The sequence below is a fragment of the Flavobacterium flavigenum genome (assembly GCF_027111255.2).
In the GTDB taxonomy this organism is placed as follows: Bacteria; Bacteroidota; Bacteroidia; order Flavobacteriales; family Flavobacteriaceae; genus Flavobacterium; species Flavobacterium flavigenum.
Map to the genome: position 1 here is coordinate 246,924 of NZ_CP114285.2, position 17,948 is coordinate 264,871.

Genomic DNA, 17,948 nt, shown 5'->3' on the forward strand with positions numbered 1-17,948 from the left:
CTCGAAAATCATAAATTTTGGATAAAAAATTATGACATTTTGAATTATGAAACACAAATAAATATAAAATAACAAATCTCAAAAAAATGTATTTTTTTTGCATGTTTTTAGAGAATCTTTTCTTTAAATTTGTGACTGCTATGAAAAATTGGTGCATTAAACTTTTACTTTCAGTTGTCATCCTCATAAATGGATATGGCAATGTTTACGCACATTCTGCCTCTTCAGGTGTGAACTATTTTTCTTCTTCATTAATTTTCAAAACAGATTTTCCTAACGCACACCAAATAAACAGAGGTCGTTTGTTTGAATCTTTTAAAAGAAAAATCTGCCTTTTCGACAACGAAGAAAATGAAGACAATTTTTCTGGAGCTCAAAAACAACTTGTAAAGAATAACTACTTTTTAATTTTTCAAAGCAGTGATCATTATGTCGCTTCTGCGACTGCTTTTACACAAAAGGTAAAGGACTGCAAATTTTTCAATTTACTTGATAATAAGGTATATCTGTTATTTCAGGTTTTCCGAATTTGATTTTTAAGGCTGTTTTCAACTAACAGCTGATTCCCTTATTGTTTCTATCCTTTATTCTGTTTTTCGGAAATAGACGGATATAAGCTTCTATGGCCTGTTTTCAAAGGTCTTTACACTTAAAAATCAAAAATAAATTACATTTTAAATGCTGCAATAATTATGAAAAGAATTTTCATGATCGTGAGTTTGTGCACTTTAGTTTTTACAAGCTGTAACTCCAAAAAAGAAGAAGAAAAAGAGGAAAAGACCAGATTTCTGGTTACCAATCCAATTGAAAAAGATACTACAATTACCAAAGATTATGTGTCGCAAATACATTCCATTCAACATATTGAAATAAGAGCCCAGGAAAGAGGTTATCTGGAAAAAATTTATGTTGATGAAGGACAAATGGTCAAAAAAGGGCAATTGTTATTTAAAATCATGCCAGCCCTTTATGAAGCCGAATTAAAAAAATCGAAAGCAGAGGTAAGTTTTAGCACCATTGAATATCAAAATGCTAAAAAACTGGCTGACGAAAAAGTAGTTTCTCCAAACGAACTGGCAATGGCAAAAGCGAAGTTAGAAAAAGCAGATGCCGAAATGGCTTTAAGTAAAGTTCATCTTCAGTTTACTGAAATCAGAGCGCCTTTTGATGGTATTATAGATAAGTTTCATGTTCGTCAGGGAAGTTTAGTAGATGAAGGAGAACTGCTGACAGAACTGGCAGACAACAGTTCAATGTGGGTCTATTATAATGTGCCGGAATCCGAATATCTGGATTATCAGGAAAAGGCTGGTAAAAGCGGCAAAATGAAAGTCAATCTTTTAATGGCCAACAACAAGAAATTTCAATATACGGGAATTGTAGAAACCATTGAAGCTGATTTTGATAACGAAACCGGAAATATTCCTTTCAGAGCTACTTTCCCTAACCCAAAAAGATTATTAAGACACGGAGAAACAGGAAGCATTCAAATGCCTATAGAACTTAAAAAAGCCATGCTGATTCCGCAGAAAGCGACTTTCGAAGTTTTAGATAAAAAATATGTGTATGTGATTGATAAAAACAATGCTGTAAAATCCAGAGAGGTTGTTATTGCTGCAGAAATGCCACACTTGTTTGTTATAAAAGAAGGTTTGTCTCTTGATGATAAAATACTTTTAGAGGGGCTTCGTCTTGTTAAAGAAAATGATAAAATCAACTACGAAGTGGTAAAACCCCAATCGGTTCTGTCCAATTTAGAACTATACGCAGAATAACCGAATCTAAAACAAGAACACATGTTTAATAAATTTATACATAGACCCGTATTTGCAATTATAATCTCGATTATAATTGTCTTTTTAGGTACGCTGTCCATTAAACAGCTTCCTATATCACAATTCCCGCAAATTGCGCCCACAACCGTAAATATCTTTATTGCGTATCCGGGAGCAAGTGCCGATGTGTTGGTAAAATCTACTTTAATTACCTTAGAGAATTCTCTTAACGGTACACAAGGTGTGCGTTATATGGCAACTGATGCCACAAGTGCGGGAGAAGCAACACTTAGAATCATATTTGAACCAGGAACCGATCCTAATGAAGCTGTAATTAGAGTCAAAACTAGGGTAGATCAGGTAATGCCATTATTACCTGAACTGGTTCAGCGTGAAGGTGTTGTTATTACACCTATTCAGCCCAGTATGCTGATGTATGTCAACCTTTATTCAAAAAGCAAAAGCATGGATGAGAAATTTCTCTACAACTATGCCGATGTAAAAATGATTCCCGAAATCAGCCGTGTAAAAGGTGTGGCAAGAACCCAGATTTTAGGAAGCCGTAAATATGCGATGCGTGTATGGCTGAATCCCGACCGAATGAGAGCCTATAAAATCTCTGTCGAAGAAGTTATGGAAGCGCTTCAGGAACAAAGCATTATTGGACGTCCGGGAAGATTGGGACAAAGTTCCGGGATTGCAGCACAGTCGTTAGAATATGTATTGACTTATAAAGGAAGATACAACGAACCTAAAGAATATGAAAATGTAATTGTACGTGCCAATGCAGAAGGAGAAAGCATTCGCTTAAAAGATATTGCAAAAGTAGAACTGGGAAGTGAATTCTTTGATATTTATTCGAATCTTGACGGTCATCCTTCTGCTGCAATTGTATTAAAGCAGAATTACGGCAGTAACGCCAGCGATGTAATCAATGATGTGAAAGCGAAACTGGAAGAAATGAAAGCCAGTTTTCCGCCGGGAATGGATTATAAAATCAGTTATGACGTTTCGCAGTTCTTAGATGCTTCTATCGATCAGGTGGTGCATACTTTAAGAGATGCCTTTATTTTGGTGGCTTTAGTTGTATTTATCTTTTTAGGAGACTGGCGATCGACTTTAATTCCAATTATTGCTGTTCCGGTTTCTTTGGTCGGCGCTTTCTTTGTGATTCAGATGTTTGGAATGTCAATTAACCTGGTGACTTTATTCTCTTTGGTATTAGCCATCGGAATTGTGGTGGATAATGCCATTGTCGTCGTCGAGGCCGTCCATGCCAAGTTTGAAGAGTTTCCGCATATTACACCTTATCAAGCCGTAAAATTAGTATTGGGAGAAATTGGAGGAGCCATTATCGCCATTACTGCCGTTATGGTTTCTGTGTTTATTCCGGTTTCGTTTATGTCGGGACCCGTAGGAACTTTTTATAGACAATTCTCGGTTACGATGTCAAGTTCGATTATCATTTCAGCCATTGTAGCCTTGACTCTTACTCCGGTTCTCTGTGCCATTCTTTTGAAAAACAATCATGGCAAAGAGAAAAAAGGAAATGTGCTGACAAAATCACTTGATGCCTTTAACCGATGGTTTGAAAGACTTACCGGTAGATATGTAACGGTTTTAAAAGCAATTGTAAGCAGAAGAGTTTTAACTTTTGGAATCCTAATTGCTTTCTGTGCATTTATTTTTATTGAAAATCAAGTCCTGCCTTCCGGATTTATTCCAAGTGAAGATCAGGGAACTATTTACGGAATCATTCAGACGCCGCCGGGAGCTACTTTAGAGAGAACCAACCAAATTGCGCAAAAACTGCAGAAAATCTGTGAAAAAGTAGAAGGCGTTGAATCGGTTTCTTCATTGGCTGGTTACGAAATTATGACAGAAGGACGTGGTTCTAATGCCGGAACTTGTTTGATTAACTTAAAATCATGGTCCGACAGAAAACATTCTGTGAGAGAAATCATGGAAGAGTTAGAAAAGAAATCAAAAGATCTGGGTGCTGTTGTGGAGTTTTTTGAACCGCCTGCAATCCCGGGGTTTGGTTCTTCAGGAGGTTTTTCTATGCGTTTATTAGATAAAACAACAGGTACAAACTATCAGGAATTTGATAAAATCAACAAGCAGTTTATGGCCGAATTAGGCAAACGCAAAGAGCTTTCCGGTCTGTTTACTTTCTTCGCAGCCAATTATCCGCAGTATGAACTGGAGATTAATAATGATTTAGCGATGCAGAAAGGCGTTTCTATTGGTAAAGCGATGGAAAACCTGAATATCTTAATGGGAAGTACGTACGAACAGGGATTCATCAAATTTGGACGTTTCTTTAAAGTGTATGTTCAGTCTGATCCAAAATTCAGAAGACTTCCGTCAGATGTATTGAATCTTTTTGTGAAAAATGATCACGGAGAAATGGTTCCGTATTCTGCTTTTATGACACTGAAAAAAACACAGGGACCAAATGAAATTACCCGTTACAATATGTACAATTCTGCAGCCATTCAGGGACAGCCGGCCAGCGGATATACCACAGCTGATGCTATTAAAGCAGTTCAGGAAACGGCCCTTAAAACACTTCCGAAAGGATATGATATTGCCTGGGAAGGTCTTTCTTATGATGAAGCTGGAAGAGGAAACGAATCTATCTATATCTTTTTAGTGGTTTTAGCTTTTGTGTATTTTGTTTTAGCGGCGCAATACGAAAGTTTTATTATTCCGTTGTCAGTTATTTTATCTATTCCTGTGGGAATCTTAGGTTCTTTTGTAATTCTGCAGATGATGGGACTGCAAAACGATATTTATGCTCAAATCGGATTGATTATGCTCGTCGGACTGCTCGGTAAAAATGCTGTGTTGATAGTCGAATTTGCTGTCCTCAAACATCAGCAGGGCGCGACAATATTAGAAGCTGCAATTGAAGGTGCAAAAGTACGTTTTAGACCAATCTTAATGACTTCTTTTGCGTTTATTGCTGGTTTAATTCCATTGATTTTTGCTTCCGGAGCTGGTGCCATCGGTAACAGGACTATTGGTGGATCTGCTTTAGGCGGAATGCTTTTCGGAACTATTTTCGGAGTAATTATAGTTCCCGGACTGTACTACATTTTTGCTTCAATGGCTGAAGGCAGAAAACTAATTAAAGGAGAAGAAGAAAGTTCATTATCTGATGATTTTATGCATCATGTAGATGATTTTTCAACAAACAATCAAACGGAGGAAAATGAAGAATAACAGAAATATAAAATACGCAGGTCTTGCCTGCGTATTACTTACTATAGCAGGCTGTAAAACAACTGCTATTGTAGAAAAAACAGAAAACAAAACGGTACCTGAAAACTATGCCAATAATAGTTTAGACACCCTAAATACGGGAAAAGTAAAGTGGAGAAGTTATTTTACAGATGAAAATCTGGAAAACCTGATTGATATTGCACTGAAAAATAATCAGGAATTAAATATTACACTTCAGGAAATTGAAATTGCGAAAAGCGAAGTCAAATCGCGAAAAGGAGAATACCTGCCATTTGTTGGCTTTAATGCCGGAGCTGATCTTACCAAATCAGGAAGATATACCAGTACGGGTTCAGGAGAAGCAACAACCGAAATTATGCCCGGCAGAGAAACTCCGGATCCGCTGCCCAATTATCGTTTTGCACTGACTTCAAGCTGGGAAATAGATATCTGGAACAAACTTCATAATTCAAAAAAAGCAGCTTTAAATCGTTATTTAGGCTCTATTGAAGGAAAGAATTTTGTAATCACAAATTTGATTGCCGAAATAGCTGATTCGTATTACGAACTTTTAGCATTAGATAATCAATTAGAAATTATCGAACAAAATATTGATATTCAAACTAATGCTTTAAAGATTGTAAAAATACAAAAAGAAGCAGCAAGGGTTAACGAACTGGCTGTACGCAGATTTGAAGCACAAATTTTAAACACTCAAAGCCTTCAGTTTGATATTCAGCAGCGGATTACGGAAACCGAAAACAGAATTAATTTTCTTTTAGGACGTTTTCCTCAGAAAATTGTTCGAAACAGCAGTACTTTCAGTACTATAACTCCTGCGGATGTTCATGCGGGAGTACCGTCTCAGCTTTTAGAAAATCGGCCAGACATTAAAAAAGCAGAAATGGAATTAATCGCTGCAAAGCTGGATATTAAAGCCGCTAAAGCTAAATTTTATCCATCGCTTGGTATTTCAGCAGGAATAGGATATGAAGCTTTTAATACCAAATATCTGTTGACATCACCAGAATCATTATTGTATTCAATAGCAGGCGATTTAGTCGCTCCGCTGATTAATAGAAATGCAATCAAAGCGGAGTATATTTCTGCAGGTGCCAAACAAATTCAGGCTGTTTACAATTATGAAAGAACTTTGGTAAATGCTTATGTAGAAGTAGCCAATCAGTTGTCTAAAATTCAAAATACGGCAAAAAGCTATGATTTAAAGTCAAAACAGGTCGAGGCCTTAAACGAATCTGTTCAAATATCAAATAACTTATTTAGTTCTGCCAGAGCAGACTATATGGAGGTTTTACTGACTCAGAAAGATGCTTTAGAATCTAAATTTGAACTTATTGAAACTAAAAAACAGCAGATGAGTGCTTTTGTAAATATTTACAAAGCATTGGGAGGAGGCTGGAATTGATTTTTTTTTTAATTTATTGTAGTGAAAGAGGTCTTCGTTTCTAGAAGGCCTTTTTTGTAAACTATTAAAATGAAGATTAAAATTAAGTAATTTATTGATAAAGTATCGATTGGCACTTGTGCTGTTTTTTAAATTAAAGCTCAAAGAAAATGATAACTTTTCAAAAATTGGATTATCAATAAAAATAATCTCCCGAAATTCCGTAACTTGATATTTTATTTACTATATGGCAGTTTATCTGTTATTATAAAATTAACCATCCGTTAGGTGAAATTCGGAAATTCTATATTTTGACGATGATTAAACGAATTCGTTATCACGAAAGCGCTGATAAAAACAGATTTTTTAAATTAAAAACAAAAATCCGCGTTTAATCCGCGTTTAAATTTTAAAAACTGCATTGTAAACATAATTACACCCAACAGGTTAAATTAACTTTATAATTACACTGCATATAATTTTACCCTTATGCTTAAAAAACATCTTCTTAAACTTCAATCATTATTATTTTGGGGTCAGGAAAAATTAACTCCTAAACAATTTATATTTCTTTCAAGTGTGCTGGTCGGAATAAGCGCAGCCTTTGCAGTAATTATTCTAAAAGCTTTCGCACACTCTGTTTATACATTTGCAGCTTACATCAACGGTATTTTAAAGCTGAGCTACTCAAATATTCTGCTTCCGATTATTGGTATAGTGCTGACCGTTTTTGTAGTTAAAAGAGTATTAGGGGGTACCATCGAAAAAGGAACTTCTCAAATATTACATGCAGTTGCAAGAAAAGGAAGTTATATTCCGAAAAAGCAGATGTATGCACAGATTATAACAAGCTCATTAACAGTAGGTCTTGGAGGTTCTGCAGGTTTGGAAAGTCCTATTGTGGTAACAGGAGCAGCTTTTGGTTCCAATTATGCCCAGCAGTTCAGGCTGGGATATCAGGGAAGAACACTGCTTATCGGCTGCGGGGTATCAGCTGGTATTGCCGCTGCTTTTAATGCTCCAATTGCAGGGGTTCTTTTCGCAATAGAAGTGCTTCTTGTTGATGTAACGATTTCTGCTTTTACCCCCATAATGATTGCAGCGGCGACAGGTACGCTTGTTTCGACTTTAGTGCTGAACGAAAATGTATTGCTCTCCTTTAAAGGCCAGCAGACATACGATTATCACAATATTCCGTTTTATATTCTTTTGGGGCTTTTTACAGGTTTTCTTGCGGTATTTTATTCAAGAAATTTTCTAAAAACGGAGCACTATTTTTCAAATTTAAAATACGGAATATATAAAAAAGCATTTGTAGGGGCTTCTATATTGGCGCTTTTAATATTTGTAATACCAACACTCTTTGGTGAAGGATATGAAAGTATTAAAACCCTTGCAGATAAAGATCCGGGTATTTTGCTGGAAAATACATTATTTGCTGATTTTAGAAATAATAATTGGGTACTTTTAGTGTTCGTTGGCGCGTCAATGCTTTTTAAAGCATTTGCATCTGGTATAACTTTAGGAAGTGGAGGAAATGGAGGAAATTTTGCACCATCTTTATTTTTAGGATCCTATGCAGGTTTCTTTTTTTCAAAAGTGCTGAATCTTATCGGTTTTACAGATCTTCCTGTGAGTAATTTTGCAATGGTTGGTATGGCCGGAATCCTGAGCGGTCTTTTTCATGCACCTTTAACAGCCATATTTCTTATCGCAGAAATTACAGGCGGTTATGATTTAATGATACCACTTATGATCGTGGCATCCACGAGTTTTGCTGTTTCTAAACGATTTGAGATTCACTCTTTGGATGTAAAGAATCTAGCCAAAAAAGGTAATGCTTTTACTAGTAATAAGGATAGAAATATTCTCTGGACTTTGAGTATTGAGGATATTATATCAATAGATTTTGTTTCTGTTTCAGCAAATGACAGTATTAAAGAAATAGCAGGATTAGTAGCAAAAGAAGGGCAACTTATATTTCCGGTATTATCTGAGAATAACACTTTAGAAGGCCTGATTTATTTTAAAGATATAAGATCTGTAATTTTCAGCGATACTGGTATAGAAAATATTTTTGTTAAAGATTTAATGGTACAATCAGATTATATTGCTGCATTTTCCGATAGTATGGAATCTATTATGGATAAATTTGAAAAAAGTGGGAGAGATACTATTCCGGTGGTTATTGATCAGAAATATTGTGGTTTTGTAAACAAATCAATTGCTCTTGAAGCTTATCGAAACAAATTGAAATCGATGACGTTTGAATAAATATACCAATTTTGAAATGAGGTTTCATTTTCTGAAATTGAACAGCAATTAGAGAAAAAACAAGGATATTATAAAGTCATAATTTCTCTTCATTCTGGGGTTCGAATCCTGTTAAGTTATCGAATAACAAATCAACCATTTGTATTGTTTTTCATGTAAATATACAATGATGCAGTTGGCTCTTTGTTTTAAAATTAATGAGTTAATATATATATATATGATTAACAATAATTTAAAGGCAATGAAAAACGGGACAAAAGATGATTTTTATCTTTTGTCCCGTAGATTGACCCTCACGGAACAATTTACAAACCATTTTATGAATGATTTAAAGAAGTTGGCTTACTTTTCAATTGATTTGTAAGATAATTATTTTATATTTTGACTCAAAAACGGTTTGTATGTATCGTAAGGGTTAAATGTTAAAAAGATTTAAAATATAATCATTCGATTTGCATAAGAGAGCCTCTAACAAAGAATAAAATCAAAATCAATTTTGGAGGTAGAGTTTATTTTTAAATAAAATTAAATTATAGCTTTTAGATTATATTCAGCAAAATTCGTTGAGAAATATGTTTTCTACAATAGCAAATATGTAAATATTCTCCTGCCAATCAATACTGCTTTTTCTTTAATATTCAGTTAAAAGGAAAGATTTATAATGCCACTTTTTTAAGAGTTGAAAAATATTTGCCTACTTCAATATCTTCAAAATCCTTTGCTGCTTTTTCTTGCACATCGACATCTTTAGTATGAAGAATGTGAGATATATAAGTTAATTTTCTACGAACATTTTCAATTAAGTCACTCCATCTCATAACCCAAATTTCAATATTTTTATTTTCATTTCTAAAATAAAAATATGGATTGTCTTCATTTCTTCTATTGCCATTAAGATGATTCTGTGATGTAAAAGGTTGGGACAGTAAAGAGATATATTTTCAAATATCTTAGATTTTGACTTAACGGGACTCGAACCAAATTTTCTTGTAATTACAGGAGCTTAAAAATTGAAGCAATTGAAACAAAATTTATCGAACCACAAAAATAGCCGAGAATTTAGATTTCTCGGCTTTTGATTTTTTAGTAGCCATGCCCGAACAAATGTCGAACTTTTTTGTAGAAGATTTAGAACGTTTATTGAATATTTCTTTATAAAACATATTCGCTCTTTTTTAATGGGATTAATCATTATTATCAATCTAAAATCCACTTTGTCAACAAGATTAATTATTTCGATCAAATCATTTGCTTCCCCATACTATCCAATAGTTAGAAGTGAAAAAAGTATTTAAATTAGTTTATCTTAACCAAATGAGCTTCAATTTCAGCTCTATTAGATTCGTATTGAGCAGGAAGTTTTAAGTTTTTACCTAATTCTTCTAAGCTTTCGTCTACGGTAAATCCAGGATTATCGGTAGCGATTTCGAATAAAACACCGCCTGGTTCTCTGAAATATAGAGAGTGGAAATAGTTTCTGTCAATTTGTGGTGTAATAGACAATCCGTATTCTTCGATTTTTTCACGGAAGTGCATTAAAATTTCATCATTTTTAACTCTAAAAGCTACGTGATGCACAGAACCATTAGCAACATGTCCACGTTTTTCGTCTGCCAATTCAACCAAATCTACAATTGCTGCATTTTCTACAGTATCAGTTGCATAACGGTAACGATTAACATCCTGATCGATTAATTTATAACCAAATATTTCAGTCAAAATCGCTGCTGTTGGTTTAATATCATTTAAAGTCAAAGTAATGTTATGAAAACCTCTTGTCGCTGCATCTGCTTTTACTTCTTCAGTTTCCCAAGGTTTTCTGTTATCTTCTGTTTTAGATTCGATTAACTCTAATTTTAAACCGTCTGGATCTAAGAAAGTCAAATATTTTTCTCCGAATTTTTCAGCAGGTTTGTTGTAAATTACATTATACTGCTCAAAACGTTTCTGCCAGAAATCTAAACTTCCTTTTGGAACAGAATAACCAATTTCGGTTGCCATTCCAGAACCTTTTCTTCCTTGCTGAATTCCTTCTCCCCAAGGGAAAAAAGTCAAGATTGTTCCGGCGCTTCCCACTTCATCACCAAAGTAAAAATGGTACGTTCCCGGATCGTCAAAATTTACCGTTTTTTTGATAAATCTTAATCCTAATATATTTGAATAAAAGTTGAAATTACGTTTAGCATCACCTGCGATTGCAGTAATATGGTGTAAGCCTAAAATTTTATTTTCCATGGTATTTATGTATTAAATTGTTGTTTGATTTTCTTTTACAAATTTACGGCGGTTATGGCCGCGCATCGATTAACCTAGATTAAGAAATAAAAAAGGGATATTTTTTTATTACCTAAATTATATCCAAATAATATTCCAGTTGAATTAATGTGCTGTAAAACAAAGGTTTTTTATTCCTTCGTTGTTTTTAGTTATACGATATATCGTAATTTTATATCTCGAAAATGCTTTATTTCAAAAATCAATAGTAATTTAAATCAGGCTATTTCTTAAATTTACCTTTTACCCAATAAATACCACGTCAAAAAATAAGTATGGAAAAGCCAGCAGATCAAACCGCAATTATGCTCAACAGATTGCAGGAGAGAGAAAAAGAGCAAATGTTGGTTTTGTCTATTTGCAAATGGCTTTCTGAAGCTTTGAGCAAAGAAGAATTTCACGTGGTTGTAAATGATGTTTTAAAAGAGCATTTTTTGTTTGAAGATTTTATTTTCGCTTTCGCGGAAGAGAATCAAACGGATTACGAAATCTTCTATCAATTCTCAGATCAAAAAAATACAGAAAACAAAACCTACAGTATAAATGACGGTTTTTTTGATGTTTGTCTGGATGCTGCCGATTCTGTTATTTTCGACTTAAAAACTTTAACAGAAAGAAAAAACAAACTTCCCGATTATCTTCATTCCATAAAAAATAAAAATTTCAAAAACGGAATCGGAATTTGCCTGCCGTCTATAAAAGGAAATCAAAGTGTGCTTTTTCTATTCTTTAAAAATGCGGTAACTTTTACCAGAGAATCCAATCGAATTATTCGTGGAATTGCTTCACAGCTTTGTATAACAGTTAGAAATATTAAATTATCTGAAGAATACGAAAGCAGCCTAAAAGAATTGCAGTCTTTGAAAAATAATTTAAGCGAAAGAAAATCGGAACCAAAACTTATAAAAGAAGAAAATTTTCTTGAAATTGTCGGCAACAGCCAAGTCATGCAAAAGGTTTTTGAATTGGTAAATCAAGTGGCTCCGTCGCAATCTACTGTTTTAATTTTGGGTGAAACGGGAACAGGAAAAGAACTAATTGCAAACGCCATTCATCATTTATCATCGGTTTCTAATGAAAAAATGATCAAAGTAAATTGCGCTTCTATTCCCGAAAGTTTAATCGAAAGTGAATTATTCGGACATGAAAAAGGCGCATTTACGGGAGCTACAGATTTAAAAATTGGAAAATTTGAACTAGCCAAAAACAGCACTATTTTTCTGGATGAAATAGGAGAACTGCCTTTCGAACTGCAAGGGAAATTACTTCGAGTTCTTCAGGAAAAAGAAATAGAAAGAATTGGCGGTCGAAATGCTATAAAAGTAAATGCAAGAGTTATCGCAGCAACCAATAAAGTACTTGAAAAAGAAGTAGCCGAAGGTCGTTTTAGAAGCGATTTGTTTTATCGTTTGAATGTGTTTCCGATTTCACTTCCGGCGTTGCGTGAACGCCCGGAAGATATAGAAGTTCTGGGGAATTTTTTCTTAGAAAAACATTCACAGAAAATCGGAAAAAAGATAAAAGGATTTTCTAAAAAAGTACTTAAAAGCATGACCGCAAATCCGTGGCCGGGAAATGTGCGCGAACTCGAAAATATGGTAGAACGCAGTATTTTGTTTGCAAAAGATGACGTAATCAAAGAAATGATTTTTTCGAAAGTTTTTATCACAGAATCTCAAAATGCAGAAAATGAACTTTACACCAAAACTTTACAGGAAGTAGAAGCAGAGCATATTTTGAAAGTTTTAAAAAAATGTGGCGGAAGAATTTCTGGTCCTCAAGGCGCTGCAGTTTTATTAGATCTACCTCCAACAACGCTTATTTCTAAAATGCAGAAATTAGGGATTAAGAAAAAGTATTTTTAGGATATTTTATTCCTGAGCGATTTTTATTTTTCCTGAAGAAATGGCCCAAAAAATCAACAGCATCATATTGATGGCCAATGCAATTGTGGGAAACTGAAACGAAATTCCGAAAGCAATTAAATACGTTGGAAATCCGTAGAGATAATTATTTGTGATTTTTTTAATCGCCGAATCGGTAATTCCTGGACGAAGCAGTTTTTTGTTATGGCTCGCAATAAACCATAAAAGGTTGTACGAAATATTAATTAAAACAAAGATTCCTGTATAAACTGCAACTGCAATATTGGAAGCTTCGCCATCAAAAAATCGTGCTAATAACGCAGTTGGATAGGAAACGGCTGAAACCAGAAAAAGAATCAATCCGTTGGCAAACATGATTCCGGTATTGCGGCTGTAAATCTGTTTGAAAATCTTGTGATGATTGACCCACATGATAAAAATACTGAAAAAAGAAAGCGTAAAAGCCAGATAGGTTGTCCATTCGCTTTTTAGAAAAGCCAATAATTCACTGCTGGTTTTTACAATTCCAATTTCGGGCGCATGAAGGTCTAGCACCAAAAGTGTTATCGCAATCGCAAATACGCCATCGCTGAAACCTTCTATTCTTGCAGTTTCTTTTTCCATTTTTTATGATTTGTTTGGGTGTAATTTAAATTCAAAGTATTTTGACGCGGATAAAACAGATTCGTTATCACGAAGACGCGGATTTACACAGTTTTTTCTCTAAAAATTGTAAATAGATCTGCGTAAATCAGCGTTTTTGCGTTAGCAAATCAGTTTTATCCGCGTTCTTGTAACTAGTGATTTAGTTTAATAAATATCGATTTTCGAAGTTTTGGTTCGATATTTTTTGTTTTGTGTCCTTTCCCGGTTGTGTCTTCAACCAATAATATTGAACCTGTTTCAAAAGTTCTTTTTTCTCCCAATGAAGTTTCGATTTCTACGCCTCCGTCCAGTAAAACAATATATTGACGGTCGGGCTCATTGTGAAAATCGTAATCGTAAGAAGGTTTTACTTCTCTAAAAACGATCGATTTTACAGGTTCATCTTCATACAAAAAGCCGATGTCGCCATTATTTTTTAACGGAACTTCAAAATCTTCAAAATGACTTTCACCATTTTCGCCGCTGTAAACTCGCGTAATCTGGATCATTATTTCTTAGAAAAAATAAGCTGGTTTGCGAGATCAATTTCATCCTGACTTATGGTATGCCCCATATTGTCGTAGATTTTTTTGGTCACATTGGCGCCCAGTTTTTTCAAAAGTGCTTCAGAATCATTTACTCTTTCCACAGGAACATGAAAATCAGGATCGCTGGTACCGATGAAAATTGGTGTATTTTCAAAGTTTCCGTGATAATGTTCTTCGTAAACTTTATCGCCGATAAGTCCGCCTGTAAAAGCTACGACACCACCATATTTTGCTGCATTTCGTGCTGTAAATTCTAAAGCAAGACAAGCGCCCTGCGAAAATCCTAAGAAATAAATATTCTCTTTTTCGATTCCGTTTTGCTGTACCGCAACTAAAACCTGATGTATTGCTTCTAAAGATTTTGAAAAAGAAGGTTCGTTTTCGTTAATCGGAGCTAAAAACGAATAGGGATACCATGTTCTGTTTTCTGCTTGCGGCGCTACCAAAGCAAATTTTTCTACATCAAGATATTTGGCAATCGATAAAATATCGTGTGAAGTTGCACCACGTCCGTGAAGCATGATTAAAGCTTTTTTGGCTTCGTTTAAAGGAACGCCCGCTGTAATTGTATCTAAGTTCATAAGCTTTGTTTTTAATTATTTTTTCCAGATATCTTGATATTCGTCTGGATGTCTTGTGAATTGTGCGTGTACGTAAGGACAAAGTGCTTTAACCATCATTTTATGTTCGCGAACATAAGGAACCATTTCTTCAAGAAGTCTTTTTGCATAACCTTTTCCTTCCGCTTCTGGTTCAACACCTGTGTGGTAAACAGTTAAGACATCATCTTTTATACTTATAACCATTTCACCTAGTTTTTTTCCGTCAACATAAAGATTAAAAGCGCCGTGTTTTTTTTCGTCTAATTCTAGTTTTATTGTTTCCATAGTTTTTTGATTTTTTAACCGCAAAGTTCGCAATGAATTACGCAATGTTCGCAAAGTTTTGTTTTTATGTGTTGGTTTTATAGTTACAAAGTTCGCTAAGCTTACGGTTAAGTCAGCTTAATCTAGATTAATAAGAATCCTTTTTTTCATTTTAGTTTTATGCTACTTGCCGCAAAGGCGCAAAGACACAAAGTTTTTTATGTCTAGTTTGTCATCCTATGTTTGCATAAACATCGAAGATTTAGTTTTTAAGTAAATTTATAATGAAAAATTTTCAACAGAAGAAAGGGAAAGATAAAAACTGAGTATTGTCATTTGTCTTAAAAAGACTGTTCGAAATGGTAGTTCCTTCCCTCTCTGCTTTTGAGCTTGGACAGTTCATTAGGCTAAGAGCCTGTATTTAGGATTGATAAGCTAATAGCAGATTTCTTCCGTTTACTTTACCTAAAAACAAAGTTATGACAAAAAACAAAAATTACATTGGTATCGATATATCAAAATTAAGTTTTGATGTTGCCATTAAAAATGAAAGAGATAAATATTCACATTACAAGTTTAGTAATGATAATGAAGGCTTTGCAAGTTTTAAAAAACTGCTTAATGAAGATTTGGATGTTTGTGTAATGGAAGCCAGCGGACCATACTATCTAAAATTAGCGCAATACTTATTTGATCAGAATCTATTTCTTAGTGTTGTAAACCCTTTGGTTATAAGACGTTTTAGCCAGATGCGACTGTCTCGAACTAAAACAGATAAGAAAGATGCTGTAATTATTGCAGAATATGGAAGGGCTGAAAATCCGGGTCTATGGAAGCCTGAAGCAGAGTATGTCCTTGAAATAAAACAGATGCAGGCTTATGTGGAACAGATGAATAAATCCAGAACTGGATTTATGAGACAGAAAGAGGCTTTTAAACAAAATACTATGGAATCAATTGTATTGAATGAGAGTCTGGATAAAATGATTGCTGGATTAGAAATTGAGATCAGCCGTATTGAGAGTAAAATGATGACAATTATAAACTGCCACCACAGCCGGCTTTTCAAACAAATGCAGAGCATACCTGGAATAGGCAGAAAAACCGCTGTTCTATTAATTGTAATCAGCGGAGGATTTACAAAATTTGACAATGCTAGACAGCTGAGCTCTTATATTGGGATAAGTCCGCGCATTTTTGAATCTGGAACAAGTGTAAAAGGAAGATCAAAGATCTGTAAAATGGGTATGAGCAGAATAAGGGCGATGCTATATATCTGTTCATGGTCTGCCAAAAAATGTAATAATGCATGCAGGGAATTGTACGATAGATTAGTCGAAAAAGGGAAAGCTAGAAAAGTTGCTTTAATTGCTGTAGCAAATAAACTGCTCAAACAAGCTTTTGCTTTAGCATCGAAAAATGAATACTATTTACAAAATAATTAAAAATAAATTTGCTTATAAACACAGTTCATTTCGACGAAGGAGAAATCGCACTCGTAACCACAAAGAGTTAAAGTTTAATTTGTCATTTCGAGGAACGAGAAATCTTCGTAAGTAACTCCGCAATAAGAAGTCAATCTTTGTCGAGCTTCTTGCGGAGATTTCTCCTTCGTCGAAATGTCAAACTGTACCCAAACAGACCTTTGCGAACCTTGCGTAAATCTTTGCGCTCTTCGCGGTTAAAAACTTCTAACCGAATTAATTATATCCCTGTTTTATCCCTAATTTTTTCATTTTCGAATACAAAGTTTGTGCGGACATTTGCAAAAGTTCTGCTGCACCGCCTGGCCCTGAAACTTTACCGCTGCAATTTTGCAATGCTGTCAAAATATGTTCTTTTTCCATTTCTTCCATAGTTTTCATTTTACCCGTACTTTCTTGTATCGGACTCGAAACAAACTGTGGTAAATCAAATTTTTCAATTTCATTTGTTTTAGAAAGTAAAACATTTCTTTCTATCAAATGTTCGAGTTCGCGAATATTTCCTGGCCAGTCGTATTGCATTAATTGTTGTAAAGCATTGGTGCTTATACTTGAAACGTTTTTGCGTGAACTTGCGGCATATTTTCTAAGAAAATGGTTGGCAAGCGCTTCAATATCTTCTTTTCGTTCTTTTAATGATGGTAACTCAATCGGGAAAACATTTAATCGATAATACAAATCGAGCCTGAAACGGCCTTCTGCAACTTCTTTTTCCAACGATCTGTTGGTTGCCGCTACAACACGGACATTTATTTTTATGGTTGAATTTCCGCCCAGACGCTGTATTTCTTTTTCTTGTAAAACGCGTAATAATTTTACTTGAGAATCTAAAGGCAATTCACCAATTTCATCCAGAAAAATAGTTCCGTTATGTGCTTGTTCAAATTTTCCAATTCGTAATGAATTTGCTCCCGTAAAAGCACCTTTTTCGTGTCCAAAAAGTTCTGATTCTATTAGTGAATGTGGTAATGCAGCACAATTTACAACCACAATCGGACTTGATTTATGAGCCGAAAGATCATGTATAGCGTGTGCGACTTTTTCTTTTCCCGTACCGCTTTCGCCAAGAATTAAAACAGAAGTTTGAGCCGGCGCTACAATTTTTATTTTCTCAATTGCTTCTTGCAGTAATTGGCTGTTTCCAATAATTCCGTTAATTTCCTGCGTTTTTTCTTTGGTATGAATGTCTGTCTGCGTTCCGTTTTCCTGATTAAATCGGTATTTTGCAATATCCAGCATTACAATAAGATCACGTTCTCTAAACGGTTTTACCATAAAACCATACGGATTTGTTGCCTTTACAGCTTCTAATGTTGACTGATTGGTATTCGCAGAAATGTAGAGAAATGGTAATTGCATTTCGCGAAGTTCCCAAGCGAGTTCAATTCCCGTCATATCGCCTTTCAGTATAATATCCAACAAAACCCAATCGGGTCTTTTTTCTTCTATTAATTTGCGTGCCTGAACTACAGAAGAAGCAATGCCGGTTATTTCGTAACCTGCTTTGAGCAGCATGATTTTTAAATCGTTTGCTACAATAAATTCGTCTTCAACAATTAGAATTTTCTCCTTTATTAACATAAA

At 34.6% G+C, this 17,948-nt stretch carries 14 protein-coding genes; 7 read left to right on the forward strand and 7 right to left on the reverse strand.

Annotated elements, in window-relative coordinates; translation table 11 throughout:
- Nucleotides 1–140 precede the first annotated feature (140 nt).
- The 5 genes from OZP09_RS00790 (at nucleotide 141) to OZP09_RS00810 (ending at nucleotide 8,682) form a co-directional block, all read left to right on the forward strand.
- On the forward strand, nucleotides 141–533 hold the full coding sequence (locus OZP09_RS00790) for a hypothetical protein (RefSeq protein WP_269236019.1): 393 nt from the start codon (nucleotides 141–143) through the stop codon (nucleotides 531–533).
- A gap of 159 nt (nucleotides 534–692) precedes the next feature.
- The gene (locus tag OZP09_RS00795) at nucleotides 693–1,775 is read left to right on the forward strand and encodes an efflux RND transporter periplasmic adaptor subunit (RefSeq protein WP_269236020.1); all 1,083 of its coding nucleotides are present in this window, start codon (nucleotides 693–695) and stop codon (nucleotides 1,773–1,775) included.
- 21 nt (nucleotides 1,776–1,796) lie between these two features.
- Nucleotides 1,797–5,003, forward strand: coding sequence for an efflux RND transporter permease subunit (locus OZP09_RS00800; protein WP_281310109.1), 3,207 nt, complete (start codon nucleotides 1,797–1,799; stop codon nucleotides 5,001–5,003).
- On the forward strand, nucleotides 4,993–6,429 hold the full coding sequence (locus tag OZP09_RS00805; RefSeq protein WP_269236021.1) for a TolC family protein: 1,437 nt from the start codon (nucleotides 4,993–4,995) through the stop codon (nucleotides 6,427–6,429). Before OZP09_RS00800 ends, OZP09_RS00805 begins: the two co-directional genes overlap by 11 nt.
- Before the next feature lie 468 nt (nucleotides 6,430–6,897).
- Nucleotides 6,898–8,682: a chloride channel protein gene (locus OZP09_RS00810; RefSeq protein WP_281310110.1), complete on the forward strand. Its 1,785-nt coding sequence runs from the start codon at nucleotides 6,898–6,900 to the stop codon at nucleotides 8,680–8,682.
- Between the two features lie 656 nt (nucleotides 8,683–9,338).
- On the opposite strand, the gene OZP09_RS00815 is transcribed toward OZP09_RS00810, so the two are convergent.
- Entirely contained in the window at nucleotides 9,339–9,500 is a 162-nt protein-coding gene (locus OZP09_RS00815; RefSeq protein WP_269236022.1) for a hypothetical protein, read from the reverse strand.
- A gap of 478 nt (nucleotides 9,501–9,978) precedes the next feature.
- Nucleotides 9,979–10,917, reverse strand: coding sequence for a ring-cleaving dioxygenase (locus tag OZP09_RS00820; protein ID WP_281310111.1), 939 nt, complete (start codon nucleotides 10,915–10,917; stop codon nucleotides 9,979–9,981).
- A gap of 314 nt (nucleotides 10,918–11,231) precedes the next feature.
- On the opposite strand from OZP09_RS00820, the gene OZP09_RS00825 reads away from it, so the two are divergent.
- Nucleotides 11,232–12,821 carry a sigma-54 interaction domain-containing protein gene (locus tag OZP09_RS00825; protein WP_281310112.1) on the forward strand — a complete coding sequence of 530 codons (1,590 nt, stop codon included), beginning with the start codon at nucleotides 11,232–11,234 and terminating at the stop codon, nucleotides 12,819–12,821.
- Nucleotides 12,822–12,827: 6 nt separating this feature from the next.
- Here the strand turns inward: OZP09_RS00825 and OZP09_RS00830 are convergent, their stop codons facing one another.
- From OZP09_RS00830 to OZP09_RS00845, 4 genes are all read right to left on the reverse strand, one after another.
- Complete coding sequence (locus OZP09_RS00830; RefSeq protein ID WP_269236027.1) at nucleotides 12,828–13,445, reverse strand: TMEM175 family protein; 618 nt, start codon at nucleotides 13,443–13,445, stop codon at nucleotides 12,828–12,830.
- 173 nt (nucleotides 13,446–13,618) lie between these two features.
- Nucleotides 13,619–13,975, reverse strand: a complete 357-nt coding sequence (locus tag OZP09_RS00835; RefSeq protein WP_281310113.1) for a cupin domain-containing protein — start codon at nucleotides 13,973–13,975, stop codon at nucleotides 13,619–13,621.
- A complete protein-coding gene (locus OZP09_RS00840) occupies nucleotides 13,975–14,595 on the reverse strand; it encodes an alpha/beta hydrolase (protein ID WP_269236029.1) in 621 nt (206 codons plus the stop codon). The genes OZP09_RS00835 and OZP09_RS00840 overlap by 1 nt, the downstream gene beginning before the upstream one ends.
- 15 nt (nucleotides 14,596–14,610) lie before the next feature.
- Nucleotides 14,611–14,901: a GNAT family N-acetyltransferase gene (locus OZP09_RS00845; RefSeq protein ID WP_349293616.1), complete on the reverse strand. Its 291-nt coding sequence runs from the start codon at nucleotides 14,899–14,901 to the stop codon at nucleotides 14,611–14,613.
- 458 nt (nucleotides 14,902–15,359) lie between these two features.
- On the opposite strand from OZP09_RS00845, the gene OZP09_RS00850 reads away from it, so the two are divergent.
- Nucleotides 15,360–16,325, forward strand: coding sequence for an IS110 family RNA-guided transposase (locus OZP09_RS00850; RefSeq protein ID WP_269235741.1), 966 nt, complete (start codon nucleotides 15,360–15,362; stop codon nucleotides 16,323–16,325).
- Between the two features lie 255 nt (nucleotides 16,326–16,580).
- Here the strand turns inward: OZP09_RS00850 and OZP09_RS00855 are convergent, their stop codons facing one another.
- Nucleotides 16,581–17,945: a sigma-54-dependent transcriptional regulator gene (locus OZP09_RS00855; protein WP_281310114.1), complete on the reverse strand. Its 1,365-nt coding sequence runs from the start codon at nucleotides 17,943–17,945 to the stop codon at nucleotides 16,581–16,583.
- Between the last annotated feature and the right edge of the window lie 3 nt (nucleotides 17,946–17,948).

Coding starts and splice junctions, on each gene's coding strand:
- OZP09_RS00790 (WP_269236019.1), top strand. CDS start 141: ATGAAAAATTGGTGCATTAAACTTTTACTTTCAGTTGTCATCCTCATA.
- OZP09_RS00795 (WP_269236020.1), top strand. CDS start 693: ATGAAAAGAATTTTCATGATCGTGAGTTTGTGCACTTTAGTTTTTACA.
- OZP09_RS00800 (WP_281310109.1), top strand. CDS start 1,797: ATGTTTAATAAATTTATACATAGACCCGTATTTGCAATTATAATCTCG.
- OZP09_RS00805 (WP_269236021.1), top strand. CDS start 4,993: ATGAAGAATAACAGAAATATAAAATACGCAGGTCTTGCCTGCGTATTA.
- OZP09_RS00810 (WP_281310110.1), top strand. CDS start 6,898: ATGCTTAAAAAACATCTTCTTAAACTTCAATCATTATTATTTTGGGGT.
- OZP09_RS00815 (WP_269236022.1), bottom strand. CDS start 9,500: ATGAGATGGAGTGACTTAATTGAAAATGTTCGTAGAAAATTAACTTAT.
- OZP09_RS00820 (WP_281310111.1), bottom strand. CDS start 10,917: ATGGAAAATAAAATTTTAGGCTTACACCATATTACTGCAATCGCAGGT.
- OZP09_RS00825 (WP_281310112.1), top strand. CDS start 11,232: ATGGAAAAGCCAGCAGATCAAACCGCAATTATGCTCAACAGATTGCAG.
- OZP09_RS00830 (WP_269236027.1), bottom strand. CDS start 13,445: ATGGAAAAAGAAACTGCAAGAATAGAAGGTTTCAGCGATGGCGTATTT.
- OZP09_RS00835 (WP_281310113.1), bottom strand. CDS start 13,975: ATGATCCAGATTACGCGAGTTTACAGCGGCGAAAATGGTGAAAGTCAT.
- OZP09_RS00840 (WP_269236029.1), bottom strand. CDS start 14,595: ATGAACTTAGATACAATTACAGCGGGCGTTCCTTTAAACGAAGCCAAA.
- OZP09_RS00845 (WP_349293616.1), bottom strand. CDS start 14,901: ATGGAAACAATAAAACTAGAATTAGACGAAAAAAAACACGGCGCTTTT.
- OZP09_RS00850 (WP_269235741.1), top strand. CDS start 15,360: ATGACAAAAAACAAAAATTACATTGGTATCGATATATCAAAATTAAGT.
- OZP09_RS00855 (WP_281310114.1), bottom strand. CDS start 17,945: ATGTTAATAAAGGAGAAAATTCTAATTGTTGAAGACGAATTTATTGTA.